General features: G+C 36.8%; 5 protein-coding genes. 4 read left to right on the top strand and 1 reads right to left on the bottom strand.

The window, feature by feature from the left end; genetic code table 11:
- The 4 genes from ABWO41_RS14200 to ABWO41_RS14185 form a co-directional block, all read left to right on the top strand.
- Positions 1-332, top strand: a 332-nt coding sequence (locus ABWO41_RS14200) for a hypothetical protein (RefSeq protein ID WP_353139354.1), incomplete at its 5' end; no start/stop codon positions are given.
- A 78-nt stretch (positions 333-410) separates the two neighbouring features.
- A complete protein-coding gene (locus ABWO41_RS14195) occupies positions 411-2,321 on the top strand; it encodes a polysaccharide biosynthesis protein (protein WP_353139351.1) in 1,911 nt (636 codons plus the stop codon).
- Positions 2,314-3,918 carry a gliding motility protein RemB gene (locus tag ABWO41_RS14190; protein WP_353139348.1) on the top strand — a complete coding sequence of 535 codons (1,605 nt, stop codon included), beginning with the start codon at positions 2,314-2,316 and terminating at the stop codon, positions 3,916-3,918. The genes ABWO41_RS14195 and ABWO41_RS14190 overlap by 8 nt, the downstream gene beginning before the upstream one ends.
- Before the next feature lie 12 nt (positions 3,919-3,930).
- Positions 3,931-5,169 carry a glycosyltransferase family protein gene (locus ABWO41_RS14185; protein ID WP_353139345.1) on the top strand — a complete coding sequence of 413 codons (1,239 nt, stop codon included), beginning with the start codon at positions 3,931-3,933 and terminating at the stop codon, positions 5,167-5,169.
- A gap of 55 nt (positions 5,170-5,224) precedes the next feature.
- On the opposite strand, the gene dxs is transcribed toward ABWO41_RS14185, so the two are convergent.
- Positions 5,225-6,590: 1-deoxy-D-xylulose-5-phosphate synthase (dxs, locus tag ABWO41_RS14180; RefSeq protein ID WP_353139342.1), on the bottom strand; the 1,366-nt coding region annotated here is incomplete at its 5' end.

Genomic DNA, 6,590 nt, shown 5'->3' with positions numbered 1-6,590 from the left:
ATAATGATAATTCGGCTTTTGATGAAATACAGCGTTCCATAATAGACGTATCACAACGATATATCCATAAATTGGGTAACGAAGGACCGCGTGCTATTGATAAAATTTATATAGACAATTTTAAATTACGCCTTTTAATGGCTTACAATAGAAGCGGGAATAAATTAAAAGCATTAAAATATCTTTTTAATTTATGGAATTCCGATTCAATCCATAAAGAATCATGGATACGTGAATTGCTTTTTTTGCCCATACCTTCATCTTTTCTTGTATTTTTCAGGAACCTTCAGCTGAAGCTTAAAACATATTTAAACCTTGTTTGTAATAAATAAGATTCCTAAGGTTTACCAAAGGAAATAATTTTAATAAACAAATAGGTATATTTGTCGCGTTATAACCAGAATTAAATTATGTTTAGAAGAATAAACATTGTTCCTCGTTGGTTAATATTCTGCCTGGACCTGCTGTGCTGTGCTTTTTCAATGGGATTAGCCTATTTTATTAAATATGATTTTACGGTTAATCATATAGATCTGCAGGAACTGAGCAGGAATATATTAATATTTAGTGTTATCAACTGTATCGTTTTTTTTAACGTGAAAACCTATGCAGGAATAGTGAGATATACAAGTGCGCAGGACTCCTTCAGGATATTGTTCAGTATTTCGTTAAGCAACGGGCTTTTTATTCTGGCCAATATAGTTTCTCTTTCTCTAGGAAAAGATTTGCTGATATCTAATGTAGTTATAGTAATTACAGGACTGTGCAGCTTTGTTACACTGATCACCTACAGGGTATTGGTAAAGTATTTCTTTGTATACATCAAAAATTTGCGACTTGATAAAAAACGGGTAATTATTTTTGGTGCCGGAGAAACCGGAATAGCTACTAAGAGGGCTTTAGATACAGATCCTAAGATCAACATGAGTGTGATTGCATTTGTTGATAACGATCATCGCAAAAGTGGAAAGGTTGTAGACAATGTGAAAATATACCATGCAAGTCTTCTCGAACGTATATTGCATGAGGAAAAGATAGACAGCCTGATATTTACCGCGCCACGGATGACTCCAGATGAAAAAAATAAGGTAGTGGACCTGTGTCTTGATAACGATGTACGCGTATTAAACGTTCCTCTGGTAAGAACTTGGGTAAAGGGAACAGTAAAAGCGAATCAGATTAAAGAAGTGAAAATTGAGGATCTGCTGGAACGGGATCCTATTGTTATAGGAGAACAGGTATTGAATGAACAACTTTCAGGTAAAAGAGTATTGGTAACTGGTGCTGCAGGATCTATAGGAAGCGAAATTGTTCGACAGGTAGCCAAATTTAATCCGCAGATGATTATATTAAATGATATTGCGGAAACACCTCTTCATGAACTGCAGCTGGAACTTCAGGATAATAACCTTTCTGATAATTTTATCGCATTTATAGGCGACGTAAAGAACAGAGACAGAATGGAATGCCTGTTCGAAACTTTTAAACCCCATTATGTTTATCACGCGGCAGCTTATAAACATGTACCCATGATGGAACATAACCCTTCCGAGGCCATCTGTACAAATGTGGGCGGAACAAAAAACATAGCAGATCTGGCTGTTAAACATGGCGCAATAAAATTCGTAATGGTCTCCACGGATAAGGCGGTCAACCCAACTAATGTTATGGGAGCCTCTAAACGCATAGCGGAGATTTACGTACAATCTTTATTTCGTTCTTTATGCCTGCAAAGTGGCAAAGAAAGCCTAACAAAATTTATTACTACCCGTTTCGGAAATGTGCTGGGATCTAACGGTTCGGTAATTCCCCGTTTCAGAGATCAGATACAAAAAGGCGGACCGCTTACGGTGACTCATCCGGATATTACCCGATATTTTATGACCATACCAGAAGCCTGCCGATTGGTGCTGGAAGCTGGTTCTATGGGTAACGGTGGAGAGATTTATATTTTTGATATGGGCAAATCTGTTAAGATTGTTGAACTGGCAAAGAAAATGATCCGCCTATCAGGTTTTATCCCTAATCAGGATATTAAGATAGAATTTACAGGTTTAAGACCGGGAGAAAAGTTATATGAAGAACTTTTAAATGATAGAGAAAATACCCTGCCCACCCATCATGAAAAAATTATGATAGCTAAAGTAGTTCCTCATGAGTATGAATTGGTAAGTATTGATATCAATAATCTGGTAACGCTGGCTTGTAAATATCAGGATAAAGACGTAGTAAGGCTTATGAAGAAAATAGTACCTGAATTTAAAAGCAATAACTCTACCTACGAAGAGTTAGATAAAGAATTAGAACTGGTAAATGTATAAATATATTGCTCTTTTAAGTGCCGCGTTTGGATTTTCGTCGATAAGTTTCGCACAAACAGAAAATGTAACTCTACCTTACGCTTACGATCATTATCAAAAATATAATCCTCAGGTATACAACAAAACGCAACGCTTTCACAGTGCGATAAAACCTTTTTATGGAGATCATGTGTCGCTTGAGAATGCCGTCGATTCTGTTTCTTTTACGGGAGACTCTTTAAGGCGAACCTGGTTGGGGAGAAAGCTGTTTCAGCAGCACTTAATTGAGGTAAATAAAGACGATTATCAAATTTATGCCGATTTTTTACCCGATTTTACCATTGGATACGATCAGGATTTAGATAGAAGTACCTGGTTGAATACGAGAGGTTACCAAATTGGAGTGAAAGTTGGTGATAAATTTTCATTTTATACCAGCGGATATGAGAACCAGGGCGTATTTCCTGCCTATATAACCAATTTCATAGATCAGAATCAGGTTATTCCAGGGCAGGTTGGTGGTAAGTTGGGCAAGCTGGAAAAAGATTGGGCTTATGCTACCGCCTTACTGTCATACACTCCAAATAAATATCTGAATTTTGCCCTGGGTTATGATAAAAATTTTATTGGCGATGGGTATAGGTCTTTGCTATTGTCTGATGCTGCGGCAAATTACTCTTTTTTCAGGTTGAGGGCCAGTTTAGGGAACCTCCAGTATCAAACGGTTTATGCCTATATGCTGGATCCCGGTGCACCCAGGCTAACAAATGACAGGCGGCTGGGGGATAGAGGGAAATGGGGAGCTTTTCATTATCTGGACTGGAACATCAGCAATAGATGGTCTGTTGGTTTTTTCCAGGGAATTACCTGGGCAGATGCTGAACCAGAAGGCAAACGTGGATTTGATTTTAACTATATTCATCCTTTCGTTTTTCTGAGGCCAATTGAAGGTGCAAATTCGACTTCTCCTGATAAAATGCGTTTAGGCCTTAATGTTAAGTACGAGTTATTAGAAAAAACCGCCATATACGGGCAGTTTATGATTGACGAATTTACCGCTAAAGAATTTTTCTCTAATAAAGGCTATTGGGCAAATAAATGGGCTTTGCAGTTAGGATTCAGGGGTTCAGATCTTTTTGGGATAAAAAACCTGAACTATCTGGGAGAATTTAACACGGCGAGACCTTTTACCTATGCACATTTCGATAGGGTTTCTAACTATGGACATTATAACCAGCCACTGGCACATCCGTACGGGGCAAATTTTAGGGAGCTTGTGGGTATGCTCAATTATAGCTATAAAAGATTTGATTTTTCCGGGCAACTGCTTTATGCTTACTATGGCCTGGACTCGGCGGGTGAAAATTATGGAAAAAATATTTTTCTTTCTTACGATGACAGGTCGTTGAATTATGGTAGCAGAGTAGGAAATGGAATAGCTACAGATCTATTCTTTGTAAAAGGGAAGGTTGCTTATATATTAAATCCAAAGTATAATTTAAGACTGGAGCTGGCGTCGGCGTTAAGAAGCGAAACTAATGGGATAGGTAGTGCTAAAACCGGAATTATAAGTTTTGGGTTGAGGAGTAGTTTCCGGAGTTTTTATGATGATTTTTAGTCTTGTTAAGAGATGAAAGATGTCATTTTATTCACGTATGATTTTTTTGAGAATACTACTTCTGCCAATAGGTTTAGAGTATTAGTAGATCATCTTATTAAGAGAAGTGATATTAATGTCAGAGTGATAGAATTCCAATTGAAAGAAAGATCTAATACTGTATCATGTGAGATTGGAAATATAGATAAATTGGAAGAATCTATCAGCAAACATGTCAAAATATTTCAACCGAAAATAGGCACTTTACAAAAGTTGGTGTTAAGATCAGAATCTAAATCTCTTAATTTCGTTTATCAGTTATTATTTAGGGAGGAAACTTTAACACCAAGAGACCTTAGTTTAATAGAGACACTGAATAAAAATAATAAGGATGGTTATATTATAACTTCCGGAGCTCCGTACGGGATTTTTAAATATGCCCATAAATTGGCCCGCCATTTAAATTTTAAACTTGTTCTTGACTATAGAGATCCGTGGACTTATGGTTATCAAAATTTACAAGGTAATAAAAGCGCTTATAGTTTAAAAAGAATGATCTTGAGGAATACGGAAAAGAGTTTATTAAGAAAAGCCTCCCTGATTTCCACCGTATCAGAAACCTTAAAGAGTTATTTTCCATCAGAATTTCAACATAAAATCCATGTCATTCCTAATGGAAGCAATTACTCCGAGGCCGAGATTTCGGAGAAGAATGACCGTACATTTAATATTGTTTATATCGGAACCACATATAATGATCAGTTATTAGATAACACTTTTTTTATAGCATTAAAGCATTTTTTACCAGGTAAGAATAAAGAACATATTAAATTGCAGTTTTTAGGTTCTTTTTACTGTCCGCTACTAAAAGAGAAAATTGCAGAATTTGGTCTATCAGAAATAACAATTATAACCAGACGATTAAAAAAAGCAGAACTTTTACCATATTTAAACAATGCCAATCTTTTTTTGCATCTAAAATATGGGGATCGGTCAGGTATTATTACTTCCAAACAAGCAGATTATTTATTTTTTAGAAAACCGATTTTATTGCCTTCGAGTGATAACGGAGACTTAGAAACAAGTATTCTGCATAACAACGCAGGTTTTGTGTGTAATTCTAAACAAGAGGTTATTCATGTTTTAGAAGACCTGTATAGCCGTTTCCTGAACGGAGAGACTACTAATATTCAACAATCGGAAGATATGCTTAAAGAAAATTCAAGAGAAGCTATTGCAAAGCGTTTTGTAGATTTAATTTTAAAGAGCTAACAAAACAATATATTATAAGTTTTCATTAAGAATTCAACATTCAACATTAAAAAACCTATCCCGCCATTTCCTTGGTAATCTTCGCTTCTCCCAGTTCTTTAACAGCCTCAATTATAGCTACGGAATCATAACCACATTCTGCCCAAAGTTCTGGTTGTTCTCCATGTTCCACAACTCTATCTGGAATCCCCAGACGTTTGATATGTGCAGTATAATTATTATCAGCCATGAATTCCAAAACAGCACTTCCCATTCCGCCATTGATACAGCCATCCTCAACAGTAATAATGTTTTTATACTTGGAGAAAACTTCAAGTAGTAATTGCTCGTCTATAGGTTTTGCGAAACGCATATCATAATGAGCAGGAAAATACCCTTCCTGGTTTAATTCAAGACAAGCTTTTATGGCTTCGTTACCAATATGTCCAATCGAAAGAATTGCTACATCTTCACCGTCGCAAATTTTACGGCCTTTTCCGATCTGAATTTCCTGAAATGGTCGCTTCCAATCTGGCATCACACCGTTTCCTCTTGGATAGCGGATAGAAAACGGACCGCCATGATCTTTTAATTGAGCGGTATACATCAGATTCCTCAGCTCTTCTTCGTTCATCGGAGCAGAAACAATCATGTTGGGAATGCATCTGAAATAAGCGAGATCATAAGCCCCATGATGTGTTGGACCATCAGAACCTGCAATGCCTGCTCTGTCTAAACAAAAAACTACCGGTAACTTCTGCAGGGCAACATCATGTATAACCTGGTCATAAGCCCTTTGCATAAAGCTCGAATAAATATTACAAAAGGGAATAAAACCTTCGGTGGCCAATCCGGCAGAAAAAGTTACTGCATGTTGTTCTGCAATACCAACATCAAAAGCTCTGTCTGGCATAGCTTTCATCATAATATTGAGCGAGCAGCCAGACGGCATGGCGGGAGTAATACCTAGAATTTTCTCGTTGCTTTCAGCTAATTCCACAATGGTATTTCCAAATACGTCCTGATATTTTGGGCCCTGCGGAGATTTTTGTACAGATTTTTTTATTTCTCCTGTTATTTTATTGAAAAGACCAGGAGAATGCCATTTGGTTTGATCTTTTTCTGCTAGTGTATAACCTTTGCCCTTTACCGTTACACAATGTAAAAGTTTTGGACCGGGAATATCACGCAGATCATGAAGTACTTTAACCAGATTATTAACATCATGGCCGTCTATCGGACCAAAATAACGGAAGTTTAGAGCCTCGAAAAAGTTACTTTTATGCAATAAAGTGCCTTTAATAGTCTTTTCTATGGTTTTTACAATCTGATGTGCATTTGGTCCTAATTCGGAAATCTTGGTAAGCACAGCAGAAACGTCATCTCTAAATTTATTATAAGTTTTGCTGGTGGTAATATTGGTAAGATAATCTTTAAGCGCC

The sequence above is a fragment of the Pseudopedobacter sp. genome, from assembly GCF_040392825.1.
In the GTDB taxonomy this organism is placed as follows: domain Bacteria; phylum Bacteroidota; class Bacteroidia; order Sphingobacteriales; family Sphingobacteriaceae; genus Pseudopedobacter.
This window is presented reverse-complemented; position numbering and strand designations above follow the sequence as displayed.